The sequence below is a fragment of the Micromonospora sp. NPDC007220 genome (assembly GCF_040634035.1).
In the GTDB taxonomy this organism is placed as follows: Bacteria; Actinomycetota; Actinomycetes; order Mycobacteriales; family Micromonosporaceae; genus Micromonospora; species Micromonospora reichwaldensis.
Map to the genome: position 1 here is coordinate 41,695 of NZ_JBEYEU010000027.1, position 20,949 is coordinate 62,643.

15 protein-coding genes and 4 tRNA genes are annotated in these 20,949 nt (G+C 74.4%); 2 read left to right on the forward strand and 17 right to left on the reverse strand.

The window, feature by feature from the left end:
• Positions 1-20: 20 nt before the first annotated feature.
• The 13 genes from ABZ573_RS28380 to ABZ573_RS28440 form a co-directional block, all read right to left on the reverse strand.
• Positions 21-689 (reverse strand): lysoplasmalogenase, encoded by a 669-nt coding sequence (locus ABZ573_RS28380; protein ID WP_358122086.1) that lies wholly within the window; start codon positions 687-689, stop codon positions 21-23.
• Positions 686-1,537 (reverse strand): sterol desaturase family protein, encoded by an 852-nt coding sequence (locus ABZ573_RS28385; protein WP_358122088.1) that lies wholly within the window; start codon positions 1,535-1,537, stop codon positions 686-688. The genes ABZ573_RS28380 and ABZ573_RS28385 overlap by 4 nt, the downstream gene beginning before the upstream one ends.
• Positions 1,534-2,259: a GntR family transcriptional regulator gene (locus ABZ573_RS28390; RefSeq protein ID WP_151453262.1), complete on the reverse strand. Its 726-nt coding sequence runs from the start codon at positions 2,257-2,259 to the stop codon at positions 1,534-1,536. The genes ABZ573_RS28385 and ABZ573_RS28390 overlap by 4 nt, the downstream gene beginning before the upstream one ends.
• 76 nt (positions 2,260-2,335) lie before the next feature.
• Positions 2,336-3,517 carry a VWA-like domain-containing protein gene (locus ABZ573_RS28395; protein ID WP_358122090.1) on the reverse strand — a complete coding sequence of 394 codons (1,182 nt, stop codon included), beginning with the start codon at positions 3,515-3,517 and terminating at the stop codon, positions 2,336-2,338.
• On the reverse strand, positions 3,514-4,674 hold the full coding sequence (locus ABZ573_RS28400) for an AAA family ATPase (RefSeq protein ID WP_358122128.1): 1,161 nt from the start codon (positions 4,672-4,674) through the stop codon (positions 3,514-3,516). The genes ABZ573_RS28395 and ABZ573_RS28400 overlap by 4 nt, the downstream gene beginning before the upstream one ends.
• A gap of 17 nt (positions 4,675-4,691) precedes the next feature.
• On the reverse strand, positions 4,692-6,353 hold the full coding sequence (locus ABZ573_RS28405; protein WP_358122093.1) for an ankyrin repeat domain-containing protein: 1,662 nt from the start codon (positions 6,351-6,353) through the stop codon (positions 4,692-4,694).
• Entirely contained in the window at positions 6,350-7,486 is a 1,137-nt protein-coding gene (locus ABZ573_RS28410) for a gala protein (protein ID WP_358122095.1), read from the reverse strand. Before ABZ573_RS28410 ends, ABZ573_RS28405 begins: the two co-directional genes overlap by 4 nt.
• The gene (locus ABZ573_RS28415) at positions 7,483-8,847 is read right to left on the reverse strand and encodes an SDR family NAD(P)-dependent oxidoreductase (RefSeq protein ID WP_358122097.1); all 1,365 of its coding nucleotides are present in this window, start codon (positions 8,845-8,847) and stop codon (positions 7,483-7,485) included. The genes ABZ573_RS28410 and ABZ573_RS28415 overlap by 4 nt, the downstream gene beginning before the upstream one ends.
• A 24-nt stretch (positions 8,848-8,871) precedes the next feature.
• Positions 8,872-8,947: transfer RNA gene (locus ABZ573_RS28420), tRNA-OTHER, on the reverse strand.
• 41 nt (positions 8,948-8,988) lie between these two features.
• On the reverse strand, positions 8,989-10,572 hold the full coding sequence (locus tag ABZ573_RS28425) for an ankyrin repeat domain-containing protein (protein ID WP_358122099.1): 1,584 nt from the start codon (positions 10,570-10,572) through the stop codon (positions 8,989-8,991).
• A gap of 23 nt (positions 10,573-10,595) precedes the next feature.
• A tRNA-Ser gene (locus tag ABZ573_RS28430) sits at positions 10,596-10,670 on the reverse strand.
• Positions 10,671-10,689: 19 nt separating this feature from the next.
• A tRNA-Trp gene (locus ABZ573_RS28435) sits at positions 10,690-10,766 on the reverse strand.
• A gap of 26 nt (positions 10,767-10,792) precedes the next feature.
• Positions 10,793-10,870 (reverse strand) — tRNA-Glu (locus ABZ573_RS28440).
• A gap of 67 nt (positions 10,871-10,937) precedes the next feature.
• On the opposite strand from ABZ573_RS28440, the gene ABZ573_RS28445 reads away from it, so the two are divergent.
• Complete coding sequence (locus tag ABZ573_RS28445; protein ID WP_358122101.1) at positions 10,938-11,489, forward strand: PadR family transcriptional regulator; 552 nt, start codon at positions 10,938-10,940, stop codon at positions 11,487-11,489.
• Positions 11,490-11,515: 26 nt separating this feature from the next.
• On the forward strand, positions 11,516-13,237 hold the full coding sequence (locus ABZ573_RS28450) for an acyl-CoA dehydrogenase family protein (protein WP_358122103.1): 1,722 nt from the start codon (positions 11,516-11,518) through the stop codon (positions 13,235-13,237).
• 108 nt (positions 13,238-13,345) lie between these two features.
• Here the strand turns inward: ABZ573_RS28450 and ABZ573_RS28455 are convergent, their stop codons facing one another.
• The 4 genes from ABZ573_RS28455 to ABZ573_RS28470 form a co-directional block, all read right to left on the reverse strand.
• Positions 13,346-14,785, reverse strand: a complete 1,440-nt coding sequence (locus tag ABZ573_RS28455) for a hypothetical protein (RefSeq protein ID WP_358122105.1) — start codon at positions 14,783-14,785, stop codon at positions 13,346-13,348.
• A 295-nt stretch (positions 14,786-15,080) separates the two neighbouring features.
• A complete protein-coding gene (locus tag ABZ573_RS28460) occupies positions 15,081-17,624 on the reverse strand; it encodes a right-handed parallel beta-helix repeat-containing protein (RefSeq protein ID WP_358122107.1) in 2,544 nt (847 codons plus the stop codon).
• Positions 17,625-17,745: 121 nt separating this feature from the next.
• Positions 17,746-19,368, reverse strand: coding sequence for a pectate lyase (locus tag ABZ573_RS28465; RefSeq protein ID WP_358122109.1), 1,623 nt, complete (start codon positions 19,366-19,368; stop codon positions 17,746-17,748).
• A gap of 112 nt (positions 19,369-19,480) precedes the next feature.
• On the reverse strand, positions 19,481-20,875 hold the full coding sequence (locus ABZ573_RS28470; protein ID WP_358122111.1) for a polysaccharide lyase family 1 protein: 1,395 nt from the start codon (positions 20,873-20,875) through the stop codon (positions 19,481-19,483).
• Positions 20,876-20,949 lie beyond the last annotated feature (74 nt).

Genomic DNA, 20,949 nt, shown 5'->3' on the forward strand with positions numbered 1-20,949 from the left:
CGGGGGCGCCGTCGGCCCGGTCAACGGGCGTTGCCGGGCACCGGCCCCGGGGCGCGCGCGGGGCTGCCGGTGCCGGCCGTGGGCCGGGCACGCCCGGCGGTGGCCGCCATCCAGCCGGTCGTGATCAGCAGCAGGGCCGCGATGTAGGTGGTCATCACGGCCAGGCCGTGGCCGGGGATCCGGGAGCCGGCGGCGTCCATCCCGATCAGCAGGTCGGAGACCAGGAACAGCCCACCGCCCAGGGCCACCCGCCGGGAGACGCCGGCCGCGGCGGCGGCCATCAGGCTGAGCGCGAGGCTGTAGCCGAGCACCGGCAGCCGCAGCGGGCCGAGGGAGTTCCACAGCACCAGGTTCGCCGCCACCCAGCAGGCGAGGTAGGCGGCGACCGCGACGACCGGCGGGCGCCGGTGGCGCAGGAAGGCGGTCAGGAAGGCCACCTGGGTGCCGAGGAAGCAGCCCATGCCGACGAGGAACGCCGTGTCGCCGGAGACCAGCAGCGCGATGTCGCCGCCGGTCGCGAAGACCAGCCCGACGGCCACGGGGTCGACGCGTCGGCGTACCCGCAGCAGGTGGACCAGCAGCACCGGCGCGAGCAGGGGCTTGGCCAGCCACTGCAGGAGGGTCGAGTCGGTCGCCACGCCGATCAGCTCGACGGCGGCCACCACGCCGAACAGCCAGAGGATGCTCATCGGGCCACCGCCGGCTGCGCCTGCGGGGTGGGCTGCCAGCCCGGCCGGCCGAACACGTGGCCGAGGCGGTGCCGCCAGGACGAGGCGGCCCGGGCGTCGGCCCAGATCGCCCGGTACTCGTGCGTCGCCACCCGCAGCGGGTTGTACGTGCCGACGTTCTTGGTCAGGCCGTAGCGGACGGTGGCCCGCTCGGGCTCGAACGTGCCGAACAGCCGGTCCCAGACGATCAGGATGCCGCCGTAGTTGCGGTCTAGGTACTCGGCGTTGGCGCCGTGGTGGACCCGGTGGTGCGAGGGCGTGTTGAAGAACCACTCGACGGGCCGGGGCAGCCGGCCGACCCGCTCGGTGTGCAGGAAGAACTGGTACAGCAGGCTGACCGACTGCTGAAGGAAGATCATCCAGGGCGGGATGCCGAGCAGCGCCAGGCCCAGCCAGAACGGTACGGACGTCATCGGGGTCCAGCTCTGCCGCAGGGCCGTGGAGAGGTTGAAGAAGACGCTGGAGTGGTGCACCACGTGCCCGGCCCAGAGCAGCCGCACCTCGTGGTGGGAGCGGTGGAACCAGTAGTAGGCGAGGTCGTCGGCGAAGAACAGCAGCACCCACGTCCAGACGCTGGTGGGGGAGAGCTGGATCGGCGTGACGGTGTACGCGGCGGCGTAGAGGCCGATCGTCGCCAGCTTCCACGGCACGCCGATGACCTGGCTGCCGGCACCCATGGTCAGGCTGGTGGCGGTGTCGCGCAGCTCGTACCCGCGTTCGCCGTCGTCGGGGGCGAACCGGTAGGAGAGCGCCTCGACGACGATGAGGAGCAGGAACGCCGGTACGGCGTAGAGCACGGCGGGGATCATGCCCGGGCTTCCCTTCTCGGTGCTGCGGCGGGGGTGGTGAGGGGGGCGGTGAGCAGGGCCCGTGCCTCGCGGGCGGCGTCGGCGGACCGGCCGGTGACGACGGCGTCGGCGAGCCGGCGGTGTCCCGCGACGTCGAGCAGCTCCGCGGCGCGCCGCTGCGGGGGCACCTCGCCGACGGCGAGCGCGCCGGCCACGAGGCTGTTGAAGGCCAGCAGGTAGGCGGTGTTGCCGGAGCCGGCGACGATGTGTCGCCAGAGCACGATGGTGGCCTCGCCCATCCCGGTCAGATCCGGCGCGAGGCCCGCGTACTCCTCGACGGCCCGCAGGATCGCGGCCCGCACCGCCGGGTCGCCGCGCTCGGCGCAGAGCCGGGCCGCGTCGACGCCGATGCAGGCCCGCATCTCCAGCATGTCGCGGACCAGGGTGTCCACCGGGAGGGTGTCGTGGAAGCGGGTGAGCGACAGGGCGAGGTCGAGCCCGGCGTGCACCCGCCAGTCCAGCACCCGGGTGGCGTCGCCCTGGCTGACCCGCACCAGGCCGAGCTGCTGAAGGCGGCGCAGGGCCTCCCGCACGGCGTGCCGGTTGACCCCGAAGGTGGCGGCCAGCTCCCGCTCGCCGGGCAGCGCCTCGTCCGGGCGGTAGACGCCGCTGACGATCGCGTCGCGGATCTGGCCGAAGACGTGGTCGGAGACCGACGAGCGGGGGACGGGAGCGAACGCCATGCCGTGGAGTGTGGGGCAGCGCACATCAACCCGTCAACTGGTTGGACCAGTCGGCATCGTCGGCCGGCGAGCAGACTCAGTCGTCGATCGTGACGCTGGCGATCCAGGACGGGGGCTGCGGCGCGCCGGCGCCGATCAGCCCCGCGATCACCCGGACGGACTCCAACGGCGCGGCCGGCCAGGGCGTCAGCCCGTCGGTCAGCACCACCACGACGTGCGGCCGGTCGCGCAGCGCGGCGTCGATCCCGACCCGCATGTCGGTGCCGCCGCCCCCGGCCAGCCGGACCTCGCCGACGGTGTGCACCCGCCGTACGACGTGCACGGCCGCGTCGCAGGAGAGCACCGTGACCCGGTTGCCGCCGACACCGACCGCCCGCAGCACCCCGGCCACCTCGGCGAGCGCCGCCGCGAGCTGACCGTCGCCCATCGAGCCCGACGTGTCCACCACGATCGCCACCCGGGGCACCGGCCGGCGCAGGCTGGGCAGCACCACGCCGCGCGTCGCCCCGGAACGCCGCGAGGGGCGCCGGTACGTGTAGTCGACCGCGCCACTGGCCCAGGCCGCCGCCTCGCGCACCGCCCCGGTCAACGCCCGCCGCCAGTCCACCCGGGGCTCGAGCACCTCGGCGGCCCACCGTTCCCAGCCGGCCGCGACGGTGCCCCGGGCCCGGACGTGGGCGCGGACGGCGTGTGCCGTCTCCCGACGGATCGCCCCCGCCTCGACCGCGCTGACTCCGCCCGCACCACCGATCTCCCACGGCCGGTCGACACCGTGTGCCCCCGAACCGCAGTCCGGCGCCTCGCGTCCCCGCACGTGCGCCGGCAGCAGCGGCAGGTAGGCCTCGAACAGCAGGCCCGTCGGCAGCCCGAAGGTCGCCGGCTCGACCCGGTCGGCCGGCAGCGGCAGCCGGTCCGCCACCAGGTCGTCGTTGATCTCGCAGTCCTGCGCGACGTTGACCCGGTGGTGGTCGTGCTGCTGACCCGCCGGAAGACGGTCGGCCCGGCCGTGGTGGTCGCGGAGGAGGTGGGCGACCTCGTGGATCCACACCGCCGCGAGCTGCGGCACCGGCAGCCGGTCGACGAACTCCGGCGAGACGTGGCAGCGCCAGCGCCGGTCCACCCCCATGGTGGGCACCTCCGGGGACTCCACCACGGTGAGGCTGTACAGCGCGGTGGCCAGGTAGGGCCGGTCCTGCGCCGCCCGGAACCGGGCCGCGAGCAGCTTCGTCCGGTCCAGCCGGGTACCGTCGGGGCTCATCCGGTCAGGCGCCCCGAGAGCCCGAGCACCTCGGCGAAGGCGTGGATGGCCGGCGGCACCGGCCAGGAGGTGTCGCGCAACGCCGCGAGGTCCATCGCGGCGCGCGCCGCCACGTCCGGCACACCCGCCTCGACCGCCTTGCCCAGCACCACCCAGCCGGCCTCCCAGCGCGACCGGTCGACCTTCGCCTGCACCGCCGAGATCACCGCGGTGAGGAACGCCAACTGCCGGTCGCCGCGTTCGGGCAGCCGGAACGCCTCCGGGTCGGCGAGCACCCGCTCCGGGTCGGGCAGGTCGAGGTTCTCCAGGTAGGTGACGAACTCCAACCCCGCGCCATCGCCCACCGCGCCGACCACGGCCAGCGCCAGCGCCTCCGCCCCGGCTCCGGCGGCATGATGGACGGCGAGCAGGCGCAGCACCATCTCCCAGGTGCGCGGCGACGGCCAGGCGCCGCCACGGGCCTCGGCGTCGGCCGGCAGGTGGTGGGTCAGCCCCGGCCGGGCGGTGAGGAAACCCGCGACGGCCCCGCGCGCCCGCGCCAGCGCCGTGCCGGTGCGCGCGGGGCGGACCGCCGGCACGCTGACTGCCGGCCAGGTGCCGGCCAGGCCCCGCGCGACGGTGCGCGCGTCGTGCGTCCAGTGCAGGTGTACGAACCGGTTCGCCAGTGGCGGGGCCAGATGCCAGCCGTCCGCCGCGCTGGTCGGCGGGTTCGCCGCCGCCACGATCCGCACCGACGGCGGCAGCGACAGGCTGCCGACCCGGCGCTCCAGCACCACCCGCAGCAGCGCCGCCTGCACCGCCGGCGGCGCCGAGGAGAGCTCGTCGAAGAAGAGCAACCCCGATCCGGTACGCGCCAGCCGGACCGCCCAGTCCGGCGGGGCCATCGGCACGCCGTCGGTGGCCGGGGAGTCCCCGACGATCGGCAGCCCCGCGAAGTCCGACGGCTCGTGCACGCTGGCGATGACCGTCTCCAGCGGCAGGCCCAGCCCGTCGGCGAGCTGTTGCAGGGTGGCGGACTTGCCGATGCCCGGCTCGCCCCACAGCAGCACCGGCAGGTTCGCCGACACCGCCAGGGCCAGCGCCTCGACCTTCGGGTCGGCGGCCGGCTCCGTCCGCCACGCGCGGGTCGCGGCGACGAGGTCGTCCGCCGCGGTCAGCGCCCGCGCGGTCGCCGTCACCGGCCCGTCCACTCTGCCAGTACGTCCCGGATCTCGAACACCGGCCGCACGTCGTCCCCGTCGTCGTCGTACATGCTCGCCTTTCCCTCCGCCAGGCCGCAGGCGGTGGTGTCGTCCTCGTCCGGGGTGTGCGGGTCGGCGCCGGCCGCCAGCAGCGCGCGGACCAGCTCCGGGGTGCCGCCGTCGCCCACGGCCACGTGCAGGGCGGTGCGTCCTCGACGGTCAGCGGCCCCGATCGGGACGCCGGCGTCGCACAGTCGCCGCAGCAGCGCGACGTCCTCCACGGCGCGCAGGTGGTGCAGCAGGGTCCCACCCCGGCCGTCGGCCACCCTCGGGTCGAGCCCCGCGTCGAGCAGCGCCGCCAGCGCCGTCGCACCGCCGTGCTGGATCCGGAGCAGCACGTCGCGCCGCAGCTCGCGCAGCGGCCGGGGCAGCCGACCGGTGCCGCCCCGCCACGCCTGGACGGCGGCGAAGCAGCCCGCCGACCGCCCGCCGAGGGCGCGCAGCAACTCCTCCGCGGCGACCTCCTCGTGGGTGTGCGAGACCGGGTCGAGCCGGCCGCCGCCGTGCACGAGGGCGTGCCATTCACTCCCGCAGCGCACCGGCACGCGCACCCGTATGCCCGACGTCGGCGCGGCGGAGCCGGCCCCCGGCGGTGTCGTCGGGAACAGGGCCCGGCGCACCAGGGGATGCAGATCGGCGGGGTCGAGCAGGCCGTGCCGCACCAGGTCCAGGTCGGGGGGCCGCTCGTGCACCACGGTGGCGAACCGGGGGCGGGTGAAGTGCTGCCGGTCGTACCCGACGAACGAGGCGGCCACCGAGCCGTCGCGCAGCCGGTGCACCTCGGCCACCAGCCGCCACCCCGAGCCGATCATGACCCGGTCGGCGCCGTAGCGGGCCTCGAGCCGGGCGAGTTCGGCGTCCAGCCCGAGCGGGACCAGGCGACCCTGCTCGGCGTCCGCCACCCCGTGATCGAGGCGGTGGACGTCTGGGTCCAGGTCGACGCCGGCCACGGCCCACGCCTGGAGCACCTCGCCAGCGGCGATGAGCCGGTCGAAGACCTCGGCCCGGCTCGCCGGGTCGTACGGGTCGACCGCCGGCGCGTACGACCCGACCGGCCGGAGGGCGCCGTCGGACTCGAAGCCGGGCAGCCGGGCCGGCGAGCCGCCGTACGCGACGGCGAGACCGTCCACGTGCCCGGCGCTCCAGTACGCCGGCGGCAGGTCCTGCCGGATGACGTCCTCCGCCAGCACGGGGCTGACGGTCAACCGCAGCCGCTGCGACCCGTCCACGGTCTTCGGCGTCCGCACCACCAGCGCGACGTCGCCGTCGCCGAACCGATCGTCCCTCGTGGACAGCAGGAACTGCTGGTGGGTGGCGACACCGGTGCGGCCGCCGAGTACGCGCGGCAGGTGCCAGCGCAGCAGATCCGGGGCGAGCACGCCGAGGTCCGCCTCGATCCGGCCGGCCCGGGACCGGCCGTGCTCCCGGGCCACCTCGGCCAGGTCGAACGCCACGTCGATCCGCCCGGCGGCGCAGGCGGCCCGCCAGTCGCCGGCTTCCCGGGCGGCGGTGCACGCCTCGATCATCGGGGCGGGTACGGCGTACCGGCGGATGCGTTGCCAGGTGCGGATCTCGTCGATGACGGGCGGGTTCACCGGTAGACGCTCGCGATCGCCTGGATGTCCTCGTGGGGTGCGGTGACCGGCCGCTCGGCGAGCAGTGTCGAGGCGCGGCGGCGCTGTCGGCGCGGCACGCCGCCGTTGATGCCGAGGTACTCCAGCGTCGGGTGTCCCTCGATGGCCTCGACGAGCCGCCGCGCGCCCCGCCCGCCGATCTCCGTACGCCGCAGGTCCAGCCGACGCAGCCGGGCGGCGGGCAGCGCGTCGGCGAGCATTGCCGCGCCCTCGTCGGCGACGACGTTGCCGCGCGCCCCGAGGGCCCGCTCCGACGGCGGCCGGGCCAGGTCGAGCGCCCGCCAGGAACCCAGGTGCCGGGCCAGCACCGCCACCCCGGCCGGGGTGATCCCGTTGCCTCCCAGCCCGAGCGTCAGCTCCACCCCGTCGACCAGTTCGGCGAGGGCGGCCACGCCGGCGTCGCCGAGGTGGTTGGCCGCCAGGTACAGCTCCCGCACACCGGCGGCGTTGACCAGCGCGCCGAGCACCGGCACGGCGTCCGGTCCGAAGCCGTTGCCGCCGAGGAAGAGCCGCCGTACGGGTCGCTCCCGGGCGGTCAGCGCCTCCGCGAGGGCGGTCAGCCCGGCCACGCCCATGCCGACGTTGACCAGGTCGAGCGTGCGGATGGCGGAGTTCACCGCGAGCGCCGCGGCGAGCCGGCGGACACCCTCGTCGCCGACCGGGTTGCGCTTGAGCCACAGCGCCCGCACGGTGTCGTCGCCGGCCAGCCGGTCGGCGAGCGCGTCGACCCCGGCCGGGTCGATCCGGTTGCAACCCAGGTAGAGCGTCTGGAGGTGGTGGCCCGGACGCAGGGCCTCGGCCACCGCCCGGGCGCCGTCGGCGCCGAGGCCGTTGGTGCCCAACAGCAGGTGCCGCACCAGCGGGGAGTCGACCGCGGCGGCCACGATCCGGGCGGTCTGCACCGGGCCGACGCCCTGCTTGCACAGGTCCAGCCGGCCGTCGGGCTGCACCGTGCCGCGCGCGAACACCTCGGGCCCGGCGACCGTGTCCGGCGCGGCGAGGCGGGCCAGCAGGGGGTCGAAGTCGCCGGGATCGGCGAGGCCGGCGTCGGGGTCGGCGATGGCCGGGCAGCGCACCGGCGTCGGGTCGGTCACCAGGGCACGCTCCGGTAGTCCTTGAGGAACTGGCCGCTCACCGGCGTCCCGCGTACGCCGCGCACGATCGGGTCGTAGACCCGGGCGGCCCCGTCGACGACGTCGAGTGGTGGCCGGAAGCCGAGGTCGCGCTGGGCCGCCTTGCCCGGGTGTGGCCGCTCGTCGGTGACCCAGCCGGTGTCCACGCTGTTCATGTGGATGCCGCTGGTCAGGTAATCGGGAGCGACCGTGCGGACCAGCATGTTCAGCGAGGCCTTGGCCATGTTGGTGTGGGGGTGCCGGGTGGTCTTGCCGGAACGGGAGTAGCTGCCCTCCATCGCGGAGACCTGCACGACGTGCCGCTGCGGATGGCCGCTCGCCCGCATCAGCGGGCGCAGCCGGGAGGTGAGCAGGAACGGCGCGAACGCATTCACCACGTGCACCTGCAACCACTCGTCCGGACTGACGTCGGCGTCGCTGAGCATCCAGGAGTTGACCTCGCGCAGGTCGAGCGGCTGACCCGTCTCGTCGACCCGCCCGGCGGGGAAGAACGCGTCCAGCCCGGAGGGCAGCCCGGCCGAAGGGGTCGTGGCGGGCGCGGCGCCGATCGCGATCCGTGCCGCCGGCCCGTCCAGCGCCGTGGACTCGGCCGCCCGGACCTCCCGGTGGTACGCCGCCGGCCGGTAGAGCGTCTGTGCGGCGTTGTTGACCAGGATGTCCAGCCCGGCGAAGCGCCGCCCGACCAGCGCGACGAAGTCGAACGTGCCGGCCAGGTCGAGCAGGTCCAGCCCGTGCACGTAGAGCCGGCCGGCCCAGTCGTCGGCGTCCGGCACGGCGGCGAAGCGGCGGGCCGCGTCGCGGGGGAACCGGGTCGTCACGATCACGTCGGCACCGTCACGGAGCAGCTTGAGCGCGGTGTGGAAGCCGATCTTCACCCGGCCGCCGGTCACCACGGCGGTGCGGCCGGTCAGGTCGCAGCGGGCGTGGCGCCGCTCGCGGTTCTCCGCCGCGCACAGCGGGCACATCAGGTGGTAGTCCACGTCCACCTGCCGGTAGGGAACCTTGCACACGTAGCAGTGCCGTGCCCTGCGGAGCGTCCCGCGTCCGGCCGCGCCGGGGTCGGCACCGGATGGTGCGGAACCGGGGCCGGGCGGTGCGGGGTCGGGGATTTCGGTGTGGAAACGCGTTGCGGTGGCCAGCAGCGCGCGGTCCGCCGCCCGGGTCGTGGCGTCCCGGCGCGCTCTGGCGCGCCTCTTGATCCCCCGGTGGGCGGCCGTGACCGCCCGCTCCAGTTTCTGCCGGGTCGCCTCGTCCAGGTCGGCGTCGTCGAGCCGGCCGAGAACGGCGAGGCAGGCCGCCAGCTCGGTGGGATCGACGGGCACGGTGCTCCTTCATGGAGGGTGGGGTGGCGAGACCGGCCGGATTCGAACCGGCGTCCTCCAGCTTGCTGTCAAGGCGCGTCGACCTCTGCGCTACGGCCTCGCCGCGCGGGAGCATACCGAAGGCCACCGACAACCGGCCCCCTACCGGCGCGTCAGCGTTCGTGCGAAGGCGAGCACTTCGGCGGCGGTACGACCCCGCTCGTCCACAGCGTCCGGATCGGCCCCGGCCGCGAGCAGGACCTCCATCACCTCGGTGGCCAGCGTGAGGGCGGCGGCGTGCAGGGGGGTGTGCCCGTCCCGGTCGGGTGCGTCGAGGTCGAGCCCGGCCGCGGTGAGCGCCGGGAGTACCCGGTGGTGGTCGACCCAGGGCAGCCAGTGTGCCAGCGTGCGACCCTGGTTGTCGCGCAGCTCCGGGTCGATCCCGTCGGCGAGCAGGGCGAGTAGCCCTTCGGTGTCGCCGTGGAACGCGCGGGCGAAGAGGTCCTGCCGGAGCCTGCGGATCTCCTTCGGCACCGGCTTCGCCCCGGTACGCCAAGAGCGCACCGCCGCCGCGCAGCCACCGACCGGCCCGCCCAGCCCGGCGAGCAGGAACTCCCGGCGCAACTCCTCGTCGGTGTGCGCGGTGACGAGGCGGCCGGCCGCGAGCTGGACGGAGTGCCAGTCCCGCCCGCACCGGATCCGGATCGGTGGGCACGGCGCCGGCTCCGGAGCCCGCCATGCCTGGGTCCGCCCGGGAAAGAGGGCCTCGTGCACCAGCGGGTGCAGCTCGTCCGGGGCCAGGTCGCCCCAGCGCAGCAGCGCCACGTCCGCCGGCGCGGGCACCCCGAAGGCGTATGGCCCGGCGACCGGCTCGTCCCAGGCCGCCTGGCGGACGGTCAGCCGGCCGTCGGCGGCGACCTCGACGGCCAGCCTGTGGCTGTCGCCGAACTGCGTCGTCGTCCCGTAGCGGTGGGCGAGCCGCCGGGTCTCATCGGCGAGCACGGACAGCGCCGGGGCGTGGACGACGAGCGCGGGCGCGCGCCAGGCGGGGTCCTGCCGGCCCACGTCCGGGTCGACGGCGAGCCCGGCCGCCTCGTACGCCGCCACCGGCTGTCGGGCCGCCAGCAGCGCGGCCACCGTCTCCACCTCCGTGGCGCGGTCGTCGGCGCGGCCGGCCGCGGCCGTGCCGCCCTGCGGGTACGGGCGGCCGTCGGGCGTGTGCCAGGCGAGCCGGACGGCCGAGGCGCCGTAGGCCCAGCGGCGGGTGGCGACCGCCTCGGCGTCCCAGCACCAGCCGGGCAGGTCGTGCCACCGGGTTGGCAGGCGCAGGCTGTCGGTGACCCGCAGCCCGATCCGCTGGGGGCTGTGGTCGGTGAGCGGCAGGGTCGCCACCAGCAGCGGGACGCCCCGGCGGAGCAGCCGCGCGGTCGTCCGGACCGGGCCGGGCAGCCGGGAGAGCACGACGGCAGCGCGGGGCAGCAGGGCCAGCGACCCGGTGCGGGGCAGGAAGCGGCGCAGCAGGTCGGGGGCGAGGCCGCGCAGCTCGCCTTCGACGCGGGCGGCCTCGTCGGTGCCGTGCCGGGCGGCCACGTCCCGCAGGTCGACGTGCGCGTCGACCGCTGCGGCGGCGCAGGCACCCCGCCAGTCACCGGCCCGTCGGCGGGCGGTGGCGGCGGCGATCATGGCCGGCGGGGAGGCGTATCCCAGGAGTCGCAGTTGCTTCTCCCGCTGCCGGCGGCGTTCCATCTCGGCGTCCTCGTTCCGTCGGGAGCGGGCCGGCCGGGATCGAACCGGCGTCCTCCCGATGAGCAATCGGGCGCGACGACCGCTGCGCTACGACCCGCTCGTCGGCGAGTGTAGGAGTGCGGGCCGGCCGGATTCGAACCGGCGTCCTCCCGGTTTTGGAGACCGGGCGCGACGACCGCTGCGCTACGACCCGCACGTGGCGGCCGGGCGACGCCCGGGTGGCGGACGGGCCGGATTCGAACCGGCGTCTTTCTCCTTGAGAGGGAGACGCGACGACCTCTGCGCTACCGCCTGCCGCGGGCAGTGTAGGGCACCTCACGCACCCAAGCTTGCTATGCAACGAGTTGCATAGCAGGATGGCGGGCATGGCGCTCGAACACGCGATCCTGGTCTCCCTGCTCGAACGGCCGGGCTCCGGCTACGAGCTGGCCCGGCGTTTCGAGCGCTCCATCGGCCGCTTCTGGACGGCCACCCACCAGCAGATCTACCGGGTGCTGAAGCGGATGGAGGCCGACGGCTGGGTCACCGCCGAGGAGATCGGCCAGGCGGGCCGCCCCGACAAGCGGTCCTTCTCGGTGGCGCCGGCCGGCCGGGCCGCGCTTGTGGACTGGCTGCGCGCGCCCGTCCAACCCGAGGCGGTCCGGCACGAACTGGCCGTCAAGATCCGCGGGGCCGCCTTCGACGACGCCGCCGGCCGCGCCGCGCTCGTCGCCGAGGTCGAGCGCTACCGCGCCACCCACGAGGAGACGCTCGCCCGCTACCTGGCCGGCGAGCGGCGGGACTTCCCCGACCCCGCCGCGCCCGACGCCGGAGCGGCGCTCCAGCACGTCGTGCTGCGCGGCGGCATCGCGTACGAGCGGATGGTGCTCGCCTGGCTCGACGACGTGCTGGCCACCCTGCGCACCCTGGACGACTGACCCACCCCACCGAAGGGAGTCCCGTCATGGCGGACTCGCTCCTGCTCGACCCGCACAGCTACGACCCCACCCACCTCGACGACACCTCCCGCCGGCTGCTGCGGGCCACCGTCGACTGGTTCGAGGGCCGGGGGAAGAAGGCGCTGCTCGACTCCTACGACCGGCACGAGTGGTACGCCGACTTCCTGGACTTCGCCGCGAAGGAGGGGCTGTTCGCCGCCTTCTGCACGCCGGCCGCTGACGGGGGAGGGGACCCGGCGAGGCGCTGGGACACCGCACGCAACGCCGCGCTCAGCGAGATCCTCGGCTTCTACGGCCTCGGCTACTGGTACACCTGGCAGGTCACGGTGCTCGGCCTCGGCCCGGTCTGGCAGAGCGACAACGCCGCCGCGCGGGCCCGCGCCGCCGGGCTGCTCGCCGACGGCCACGTGATGGCGTTCGGCCTCTCCGAGCGCGCCCACGGCGCGGACATCTACTCCACCGACATGATGCTCACCCCCGACGGCGACGGCGGGTTCCGCGCCACCGGCGCCAAGTACTACATCGGCAACGGCAACGTCGCCGGACTGGTCTCCGTCTTCGGCCGCCGCGCCGACGTCGAGGGACCGGACGGCTACGTCTTCTTCGCCGCCGACAGCCGCCACCCCGCCTATCACCTGGTCCGCAACGTGGTGAACGCACAGATGTACGTCAGCGAGTTCCGCCTCGAGGACTACCCGGTGCGCCCCGAGGACGTGCTGCACACCGGGCGGGCCGCGTTCGACGCCGCGCTGAACACCGTCAACGTGGGCAAGTTCAACCTCTGCACCGCCTCGATCGGCATCTGCGAGCACGCCATGTACGAGGCCGTGACCCACGCCCACAACCGGGTCCTCTACGGCCGGCGGGTCACCGACTTCCCGCACGTGCGGCGCGAGCTGACCGACGCGTACGCGCGCCTGGTCGCGATGAAGCTGTTCAGCGACCGCGCCGTCGACTACTTCCGCTCGGCGGGCCCGGACGACCGCCGCTACCTGCTGTTCAACCCGATGACCAAGATGAAGGTCACCACCGAGGGCGAGCGGGTCGTCGACCTGCTCTGGGACGTCATCGCCGCCAAGGGCTTCGAGGCGGACACCTACTTCGACAAGGCCGCCAAGGACATCCGCGGGCTGCCCAAGCTCGAAGGAACGGTGCACGTCAACCTCACACTGATCATGAAGTTCATGGCCAACTACCTGTTCCACCCGGCCGAACACCCGCCGGTGCCGACCCGGCACGACGCCACCGACGACGAGTTCCTCTTCCGGCAGGGCCCGGCCCGGGGCCTCGGCACGATCCGGTTCCACGACTGGCGCGCCGCCTACGACGCCCACGCCGAGGTGCCCAACGTCGCCCGCTTTCGCGAGCAGGCCGACGGCTTCTGCGCGCTGCTGGCCGCCCACGCCCCGAGCGAGGAGCAGCAGCGCGACCTCGACTTCCTGCTCGCCCTCGGCCAGCTCTTCGCGCTGATCGTCTACGGCCACCTGATCCTGGAGCAGGCCGAGCTGACCGGCCTGGACCGCGACGTGCTCGACGAGATATTCGACGTCCTGGTCCGCGACTTCTCCGCGTACGCCGTCGACCTGCACGGCCGGGCGGCGACCACCGGGGAGCAGGCCGCCTGGGCGCTGGCGCACGTCCGTCGGCCCGTGGCGGACGCGGGGCGCACGGCGCGGATGTGGGCGCGGGTGGCGGCGCTCAGCGGCGCGTACGAGATGCGCCCCTGACGCTGCGGGCCGTGGCGGCCGACGGCCGGCTGCCCGGCGCGGGACGGTCGGCCGCCGCCGGTCACCACCCGGCACCGGGTCGGCCGGCCGTCACCACCCGGTGCCGGGTCAGCCGGCCGTGACCACCTGGTTCGCCGGCTGCGGCGCCGGCGCCTCGGCCGGGGCCCGCCCGCCGTCGCCGGGGGCGGTCGCCGCCGCGTCGTCGCTGCCCTCCGGGGCCGCGTCGTCGGCGGGGCGCACCGCCACCGGCACCGGCCGGTCCGGCCTCGGCCGGGCCGCGACCTGCGGGTACTCGGCGGTCTCCGCGCCGCCCGTGGCGGCCGCCATGACCGCCGCCGCGGCCAGGTCGGCGACCCGCTTCGCCTCCCGCTTGACCCGGGCGCGGACCTCCTTGGCGTGCTGCTCGGCGGAGTCCGCGGCCCGGCGCGCCTCGTCGAGGCGGCGCAGCTCGTCGGTCAGCTCCTGCCGGGTCTCGGTGAGGCGCTGCTGCACCTCGGCGAACTCGTGCTCGACGCCGGCGCTCTCCTGCCGCGCCTGGGCCAGCTGCTGCTGGGCGGCGTCCAGCTCGGACTGCATCCGCGCCAGCGCCTCCCGCCGGTCCCGGATGCCCTGCTGTGTCGCGGCGAGTTGCTGCTGGTGGGTCGCGGCCTGCTCGTCCACGTGCTGGCGGACCTTGGCTGCGTACTGCTGGGCCTCCGCGATCAGCGTCGCGATCTCCTGCTCAGCCGCCGTACGCTGGGCGCCGAGCTCCCGCTCGGCGGACGCGAGCTGCTCGGCGATCTCCTGCTCGGCGGCGGCCCGCCGGTCGTTGATCTCCCGCTCCACGCCGGCCTGCCACTGGCCCAGCTCCTGCTGGGTCTTCGCGCGCGCCGCCTGCACCTCCTGCTGGATTTGGGCGCGGGCCGAGGCCAGGAACGCCTCGGACTCGACGCGGGCCTGCTCGACCTGCTGGGCGGTCTGCTCGTCGATCCGCTTCGCCTCCTGCACCGCGTGGTCGTGGGCCGCCTCGCCCGCCGTCCGCAGCCGTTCCGCCGCCTCCCGGATCCTGGCCAGCTCGGCCTGGGCGTTGGCGCGGCGTTCCTCGTGTTCCCGGTCGTGCTCGTCGCGCCGCGCGGCCGCCTCCTCCGTCAGCTCACGCAGCGTCGTGCTGGCTTGCTCGCGGGCCTCGGCGAGCACCCGCTCCGCCTCGCTTTCGAGTTCGGCGGCCCGCTGCCCGGCGGCGTCGGTGATGGCCCCGGCCTGCTTCTCGGCCAGGGCCAGGATCTGGTCGACCATCGGACCGAGGTCGCGGAAGGACGCCCGGTCCGGCTGCGCCGGCCGGTCCCGCAGCTCGGTCGCCTCCGCCCGCAGCCGGTGCACCTCGACGGTCAGCTCCCGCAGCTGGGTCGAGGCCCGTTCCCGCTCCGCGGCCCGCGCCGACCGTTCGCCGTCGACCTGCTCGACGTAGCGGTCCACCTGCCGCTTGTCGTAGCCGCGCAGCGCGAGGTCGAAGCTCGGCCGCGAGGCCGCGTCCTCGCGTGCCGCGAACGGGTCGTCGCCGTGGGACATGCATCCTCCTCCGTACGATCGCGAGCGCCGCGCCGGCGGGAGAGCCGCCCCACGGGCCGTGCTGAGGCGCCACGCTACCGTCGCGGCCGCACGCCCCCGCGAAAAGGGTGACCACATGCGACGGCCCCGCGGGACCGGATGGTCCGCGGGGCCGCCGCCGCCCTGGTGGGGGCTATCGCTTCCTGGCTCTCGCCCTGCCCACCGTCGCCGATGCCGTACGTGCAGGTCTGTTTCAGCCCGCCCGGCCACCGCCCCGGGGGTGACGGTCGGCCCGACCGCCACCCCCGGGTCCGGCTCAGGGGTTGATCCGACCGGCGCCGGCCCCGGCGGTCACGGCCGCCTTGACCCCGCTCGCGTCGTCGAGCCGGTACGGGTAGGGAATGGGGGCGACGTCCCCGGCGCTCTCCGGCGCGCCGGAGTTGGTGAAGATGTTGTTGCGCTGGACCAGGTCACCCGGGTCCGACTCGGCGTAGCCGACGGCGGTGGGGCGGGTCACGTTCTCGAAGTGGTTGCCCTCGACCAGCACCCCGGCGCCCATCGTGGACGCCACGCCGTAGTCCGCGCCGTAGTAGTAGTTGTTGAACACGTGCACCGGGTCACCGAACCGGACGCGCGGGTGGCGCTCCTTGCTCCCGTCGAACCAGTTGTGGTGGTAGGTGACCCGCAGGTGGCCGATGTCGGCCGTGTGCCCGTCGTCGTGGCCGAGCAGCATGCTCTTGGTGTGGTTCGTGACCCGGTTCCACGAGACGGTGACGAAGTCGGAGGCTCGTTTGACGTCCACCGCGCCGTCGTAGCCGCCGTCGAACGTGTTGTGGTCGATCCAGACGTTGCGCGAGCCCTGCACGTTGATCGCGTCGTCGTCCCAGCCCCGGAAGGTCAGGTTGCGGACGATGACGTTGCTCGCGCCGCTGATGTTCAACCCGTTGTCCAGCGTCGCGGCGCCCACGCCGAGCACGGTCTTGTTGCTGCGCACGTCGTTCATCTTGTCGGGCATGGTCAGCGACCCGGTGACCCGGATGACCAGCGGTGACGAGGACTCCAGGGCGTCGGCGAGCGCCTGGCCGTCGGAGACGGTGACGGTCTGGCCGCCGGCCCCGCCGGTGGTGCCGCCGTTCTGGGTCGCCCAGCCGACCAGGTCCCCGGCCGGCGGCAAGGTCGGCGTCGGGGTCGGCGCCGGGGTGCTCGGCGGCGGGGTGCTCGGCGGCGGGGTGGTCGGGTTGCCGGGCAGGCCGACCCGGCCGACCCCGGCCTGCGCCGTGACCACGGCCTTCATGTCGCAGGCCGTGCCCACGGTGTACGCGTACGGCGGGTTGGTCACGCTGCCGCCGGTCTGCCCGGCGCCGGAGTTGACCAGGCAGTTGTTCCTGGCGACCAGTCGGCCGTCGCCGGAGGAGCCCTCCGCCAGGTGGTACGGGTCGTCGACGTTCTCGAAGTGGTTGCCCTCGACGACGACCCCGGCGTTCTCGGTGGACGCGACGCCGTAGTTGCCGGTGTTCAGGTAGTAGTTGTTGTAGACGTGCACCTGGTCGCCGAAGCGCACGCGCGGGTTGCGCTGGTTGGTGTTGTCGAAGAAGTTGTGGTGGTAGGTGACCTTCAGCCGGCCGGTGTCCTGGGCGGCGTTGCCGTCGTCGTGGCCGAGCAACATGTTCTTGTCGGTGCCGTCGGCGTGGTTGTAGGAGACCGTCACGTACGACGAGCCGCGCTTGATGTCGACGCCGCCGTCCGCCCCGGTGGTCCAGGTGTTGTGGTCGATCCAGACGTGGTGGGAGAACATCTGCACGTTGATCGCGTCGTCCGCCCAGTTCCGGAAGTTGAGGTTCCGGACGATCACGTTGTGCACGGCGTTGGCGGGCGGCGCGGTGACCGCGTTGTCGATCGGCAGGCCGATGTTCAGGCCGCCGCCGGTGAACCCGGAGTTGGCGCCGACGCCGACGATCGTCTTGTCCGAGGTGACCTCGTGCATCGGGCCGGGCAGCGCGATCATCCCGCTGACCTGGATGATCTTCGGCCCGCTCGATGCCGCCTCGGTGACGAACTGGCTGGCGGTCGAGACCGTGACGGTCGGACCGCCCGCGCCGCCGGTGGTGCCGTTCTGGCCCCACGCGTCGACCGAGGCCCAGCCGTCGGCCACGTTGGTGCCGGGGTTGCCCGGGTCGCCGGTCGGCGACGGCGTCGGGTTGGTCGGCGTCGGCGTGGGGCCGGCGCCGCCCGAGTCGACCCGCACGTCGTCGAAGTCGGCGCTGGCGTAGAACGTCGCGACGCCGATCCGGCCGCTGGCGTACGAGGTGTCGGTCGCCTCGGCGAGCAGGGCGCCGTTCACGTACCCCTTGAGCGAGCCGCCGGCCACGTCCAGCCGCACGGTGTAGGTCGTCCCGGTGCCGACCGGCAGGGCGGCGGTGTCCAGCGTGGTGGCGGAGCCGCCGCTCAGCCGCTTGAGCTCGACCGTGTTGTTGCTGCGCAGCGCGAGGTAGTAGTAGCTGGTGCTGCTCTGCACCCGGGCGAGCAGCGCGACGAACCGGTTCGATCCGTTGAACGCCGTCGGCCGGACGGTCGTCTGGACGGAGTAGTCCGTCCAGCTCGACGTGCCGGCCAGCGAGCGGGCGTCGCTGCTGGTGCCGCCCTGTCGCAGCGCCCGCGCGCTGTCGCCGGTCACCGACCAGCTTCCGCCGGAGGCCGTCCAGCCGGACGAGTTGCCGTCGGAGAAGTCGTCGGAGAAGAGCGTGTCGGCGTGGGCTGTGGCGGCCATGCCGACGGTGAGGGCGACCGCGAGGAACGCGGCCCCGATCGCGGTGAGGAACCCTCGGCGGTGCCTCCGCCGACGAGTGTCGGAGTGGTGCACGGGACCTCCCTGGTGGTGATCAAATGATCGATGAACATCGATCTCTGAGGGTGTGGTGCGCCGTGGACCGCCGGGCCGATGCCCGGCGCCGAACCGCGCCCGGCGGTCCGCGGAGGGGCGGTCAGTAGGGGAGCTTGCCGGTGCCGGCGCCGGCCGTGACGACGGACTTCACGGTGGCCGGCTCGGTCAGGGTGTACGGGTAGAACGTGCGCGGCTCCTGGACGGTGCCGCCCGCGTCGCCGGGCTCGCTGGTACCGGCGAGCACGTTGTCGCGGGCGATCATGCGGCCCCGGTCCCCGGAGTAGCTGATCGACCAGGGCACCTCGACGTCCTCGAAGTAGTTGCCCTCGACCACGCAGCCGGAGTCGAGCTGGCAGGCCACCCCGACGTCGGTGTTGTAGACGAAGTAGTTGTTGAACACGTGCACGGGATCGCCGTAGCGGACCCGGGGGTTGCGCTGCGGCGTGCGGTCGAACCAGTTGTGGTGGTAGGTGACCTTCAGGTTGCCGACGTCCTGGGCGGCGTTGCGGTCGTCGTGGCCGAGCAGCATGTTCTTCGTGTGGTGGTGGGTGTGGTTCCAGGACACGGTGACGTAGCTGGACCCGCGCTTGACGTCGATCAGCCCGTCGTAGCCGTACGCCAGGTCGTTGTGGTCGATCCACACGTGGTGCGAGAACATCTGCACGTTGATCGCGTCGTCGACGGTGTTGCGGAAGTTCAGGTTCCGCACGATCACGTTGTGCACGGCGTTCGCCGGCGGGCTGGTCGCGTCGCTGACCGGCAGGCCGATGTTCAGCCCGCCGCCGGTGATGCCGGAGTTCGCGCCGACGCCGACGATCGTCTTGTCCGAGGTGACGTCGTGCATCGGGCCGGGCAGCGCGATCATCCCGTCCACCCGCACGGTCAGCGGGCCGGCCGTGCCGATCGCGGCGAGGAGCTCGGCGGCCGTGTCCACCGTGACGGTCGGGCCGCCGGCCCCGCCGGTGGTGCCGTTCTGGCCGAGCGCGTGCACCGAGGCGAAACCGATCGGCGGGGCGCCCGGATCGATCGGGGGCCCGGTCGGCGGCAGGGTGGGCCCGCCGGTCGGCGTGGCCGTGGGCGGGGCGCCGGTGGCCGTGTCCACCTGGACGTCGTCGAAGGTGGCGCTCGCGTACGAGGTGGCCAGGCCGACCCGTCCCGCGGCGAACGCGCCGTCGGTGGCCTGCACCCGCAGCGTGCCGTCGACGTAGCCGCGCAGCGAGCTGCCGACCACCTCCAGCCGCAGCGTCGCCCAGCTGCCGACGGCGATCCCGGCCGGGGCGGAGCCCAGCGACACCGGGTCGCCGCCGGAGCGGCGGATCAGCTGCACGCCGCCGCTCGCGGTCACCACCAGCGCGTAGTAGCTGCTGCTGCTCTGCGCCCGGGCGATCACCCCGGCGTGCCGGTTCGCCCCGCCGAAGCCCGTCGGCCGGACCCGGGCCTGCACCCCGTAGTCGGTCCAGGTGCCCGCGCCGGCCAGGGCCCGGGCGTCGCTGCTGGTGCCGGACTGCCGGTAGGCGTACGAGCCGTCGGTCACCACCGACCAGCTGCCGCCGGAGCGGGACCACCCGTCGGCCGCGCCGTCGGAGAACGTGTCGCTGAACAGCGTGTCGGCGTGCGCCGACGAGGTGGTCGCGAGCACCGTGCCGACGGCCAGGGCGCCGGCGGTGAGCGCCGCGCCGAGCAGCCTCGGTGTGCGCGTCCGGGAGCGGGGTGTCCGGTTCATGGTGCACCTCCTGGTGGTGGGGGGGTGTGCACCGGTGGGCCGCCGCGCTGAGCGCCGGACGCGGCGGCCCACCGGCCGTCCGGCCGCCGCGCACGGCGCGGCGGCCGGCGTCCTAGAGGAGCAGCCGGTCCGCGCCGGCCAGCGCTCCGACGACCGCTGGCACCGCGGGCGCCGGCAGCACCGGACCGCGGCGCAGGGTCGGCGTCCAGTCGGCGTCCGGGGCCAGGTCCGGCTCGTGCGCCGCGTTGTACGCGCCCACCAGGTCGACCGGGCGGGCCCGGTCCCCGGCGGCGCGGACCCAGTTGCCCCGGGTGGTGACGGCGGTGCCGCCCCAGTCGTAGAGCAGGGTGTCGGCCGTGACGCCGGTGCCGAGAGTGAAGAAGTTGTTCTCGGCGACCACGGCGGACTGCACCCCGACGCCGATCGCGTACTCGAAGCCGTCGCCGGCCAGCCGGTAGTGGTTGTTCCACACGTCGACCTGGCCGAAGCGCACCCGGGGCAGCCGCTGGAGCACCCCGTCGAAGAGGTTGTGGTGCAGGCTCACCTTCAGCCGCCCGACGTCCGGGCCGACGGTGTTGGACGAGCCGATCAGCATGACCTTGTCCCGCCCGACGAACCGGTTGTACGAGACGGTCACCAGGCTCGCGGTGTGCGTGACGTCCACCGACCCGTCGTGCACCTGGTACGGCCGGCCGAGGTGCATCGGCTGGCCGCTGTCGGGGTTGTCGCCGTCGGTGAAGGTGTTGTGGTCGATCCAGACGTGCTCGCTGCGGCGCACCGAGATCTGGTCGTACTGGGAGTTCCAGTTGCCGGCGGCGCCGTCGGTGGGGGACCAGGCGGGGAAGCAGTCCCGGGCGTCGTCGAAGGTCAGGTTCCGCACGATCGTGTTGTGCGCGCCGTCGAGCATCAGCGTCAGGCCGGTCAGCCGGGCGCCGCGCAGGCCGACGATCGTGGTGTTCGGGCCGACGTTGATCTGGGTCTGCCGGGTCTGGTTCGTCACCGAGCGCACCCGCGCGGCCTCCAGCGGCCCGCTCGGCGCGACCCGGCCCCAGACCGCCGGGTCGTACGCCGCGAGATAGGCCGCGAGCGAGTACTCCGGGTCGGCGAGGTCGGCGCAGTCGAGGACGCTCCCGTCGGGCCCCTCGAAGCCGTCGACCTCGCCCCTGACGTAGATGATCTTCGGGGTGGCGTTGCCCCGGTTGGTGGCGTTGTCGCCGCCGAGGGCCGCGACCAGCTCGGCCCGGCTGGAGACCACGTGCACCTGCTCCGGGGTCGCCGCCGCGCCGCCGGTGGTGCCGGTCCCCTCAGCCGCCCAGCCGTCCCCGGCCGGCAGCGCCTGCCGGCTCAGGTGCCGGGCGAGCCAGGAGATCCCGCCGTCGGCCGTGTCGACTGCGCCGTTCTGCGCCGGAGCGGCCCCGCCGTCCGAGGCCGGGGCCGCCGTGACGCTCCCGGGTGTCGCCGCGAGCGTCACGGCGACCATCGCCGCGCCCACTGCCTTCTTCCACATCTATCGGACCACCTGTTCGTTGCCGGTCGGGTATCAGGCAACGGTAGGTTTCGCGTTTTAGACGAGTCAATGAC

Bases quoted from the DNA above. Each gene is read 5' to 3' on its own strand.
- ABZ573_RS28380 (WP_358122086.1), bottom strand. From the start codon at position 689: ATGAGCATCCTCTGGCTGTTCGGCGTGGTGGCCGCCGTCGAGCTGATC.
- ABZ573_RS28385 (WP_358122088.1), bottom strand. From the start codon at position 1,537: ATGATCCCCGCCGTGCTCTACGCCGTACCGGCGTTCCTGCTCCTCATC.
- ABZ573_RS28390 (WP_151453262.1), bottom strand. From the start codon at position 2,259: ATGGCGTTCGCTCCCGTCCCCCGCTCGTCGGTCTCCGACCACGTCTTC.
- ABZ573_RS28395 (WP_358122090.1), bottom strand. From the start codon at position 3,517: ATGAGCCCCGACGGTACCCGGCTGGACCGGACGAAGCTGCTCGCGGCC.
- ABZ573_RS28425 (WP_358122099.1), bottom strand. From the start codon at position 10,572: ATGGAACGCCGCCGGCAGCGGGAGAAGCAACTGCGACTCCTGGGATAC.
- ABZ573_RS28445 (WP_358122101.1), top strand. From the start codon at position 10,938: ATGGCGCTCGAACACGCGATCCTGGTCTCCCTGCTCGAACGGCCGGGC.
- ABZ573_RS28450 (WP_358122103.1), top strand. From the start codon at position 11,516: ATGGCGGACTCGCTCCTGCTCGACCCGCACAGCTACGACCCCACCCAC.
- ABZ573_RS28455 (WP_358122105.1), bottom strand. From the start codon at position 14,785: ATGTCCCACGGCGACGACCCGTTCGCGGCACGCGAGGACGCGGCCTCG.
- ABZ573_RS28465 (WP_358122109.1), bottom strand. From the start codon at position 19,368: ATGAACCGGACACCCCGCTCCCGGACGCGCACACCGAGGCTGCTCGGC.
- ABZ573_RS28470 (WP_358122111.1), bottom strand. From the start codon at position 20,875: ATGTGGAAGAAGGCAGTGGGCGCGGCGATGGTCGCCGTGACGCTCGCG.